Here is a 1,731-nt window from a genome sequence, read left to right on the forward strand (position 1 = left end):
CCTCAAGCACCAGAGCCGATGGAGCTGTCTCAAGCCAACACGCAAGTTGAGCCGATGAGCCAAGTAACACCGATCAGCGCGCTTGGGTTAAACACGGCGTTAGATGGTATTGCGATTAATGCGCCAAACCTAAAGGGAACCATGGGCAATCAACAAGCGTTACCGCTGTATAAAGTTGAACCTCGTTACCCAAGTAAAGCATTAAAACGCAAGGTTGAAGGCTATGTGATCATGCGCTTTACGATTGACACGACAGGTCGTCCAAAAGACATTGAAGTGATCGATGCAGAGCCAAAGCGTATGTTTGAAAAAGAAGCCATTAGCGCGTTGAAGAAGTGGAAATACCAACCCAAAGTTGAAAATGGTGTGTCGATTGAGCAGTTCGGACAAACCGCAAAAGTGGAGTTCAAATTAGGCAAATGATGAAGAAATTCTTAATCACAACGCTGCTTAGTTTGACCGCAGCCAGTGCGATAGCTCAAGAGCTTAGCCAGTACACCGCATCTAGAGTGCAGCGTGCGCACAGCTTAGCTCAAGAAGAGAAGTTTAAAGAAGCGATCTCAACTCTCGAATCGTTAGACCTATCGCGTGGCTACGATCAAGCGTTTGTTGCTCGTATGCTCGGTATTTTTTATTGGCAGAATGAGCAAGTTAAGCCTGCTATCAAGCAACTGGATTTCGCGGTAAGCAGCGGTTTATTGCAAGACGAGCAAGCGTGGCAAACACGTAAAATGCTAGCGGATATTTTGTTGAACGAACAACAGTTTGCTAAAGCCTTGCCGCACTATTACGAGTTGAGTAAAGCTGTACCTAAAAACCAGAAAGCTCATGAAGTTTGGCTACGCATCGCACAATCGCATTACCAGTTGAGTCAATGGAATAAAGTGTTATCAGCTATGGGTCGCTACGAGAAGTTTGGTCAGCCAGATGAACTCGGTCCATTGTCGATTAAGCTTTCGTCTGAACTGGAACTCAAAAAGTGGCAGCCTGCTATTGTCACCATCAAACGTTTGATTGCAATTGAGCCTGAACGAGTTGAGTGGTGGCGTCAGCTCGTCGCTTTGCATTTACGTGTCGATGACAGCAAACGCGCACTAGATGCAATGGCTTTAGCCAAGCTACAAGGTGTCGCGCTCAGTCAAGATGATCTTAAACTGCTGGCACAGCTTTATGCGAAACGTGGAATCCCAGAGCGTGCTGCTTTAATTATGGAGCAGTTGGAAGACCTCAACGTCGATAGCCAGTTAAAAGCTCAGCAGGCGACCTATTGGCAGATGGCAAAAGAGTGGGATAAATCCATCGATAGTTGGCGAGTTGCCGCGAAGTTGGATTCTAAATACTACTGGAACTACTCTCAGCTACTTGTTCAACAAGGCCATTACCAACAAGCATTGGCTGCTTTGGATAAGGTAAAAGGTCGTAAAGCAGACGTTGCTCTTATTAAAACCAGAGCCTACTACAAGTTAAATCGCTTGGATGACGCATTGGCGAATGCCAAACGTGCGAATGAGATCAAACCATCGAATCAAGCCAAGAGTTGGGTGAAATACTTAACCCAACGGCGCAAAGCAGAAGCGACGCGAAGTTCTTAGCGCGAAACAGATTGAAAAGACCCGCGGTTCTCCTCGGGTCTTTTTGTTTTTTTACCTTAAACCAACTTCTTTAGAAGGTAGCTATCGGTCTATCTCCGTTAAACGTAAACAATGTAAATTAAATGCCAATAAGAACGAT

General features: G+C 45.5%; 2 protein-coding genes. Both read left to right on the forward strand.

The window, feature by feature from the left end; all coding sequences use genetic code 11:
* On the forward strand, positions 1 to 423 hold a 423-nt coding region (locus R7P67_RS23610), incomplete at its 5' end, for an energy transducer TonB (protein WP_318086165.1).
* Positions 420 to 1,592 (forward strand): tetratricopeptide repeat protein, encoded by a 1,173-nt coding sequence (locus R7P67_RS23615; protein WP_318086166.1) that lies wholly within the window; start codon positions 420 to 422, stop codon positions 1,590 to 1,592. The genes R7P67_RS23610 and R7P67_RS23615, both read left to right, overlap by 4 nt.
* Positions 1,593 to 1,731: the final 139 nt, after the last annotated feature.

It is taken from the genome of Vibrio sp. Vb0937 (genome assembly GCF_033338855.1).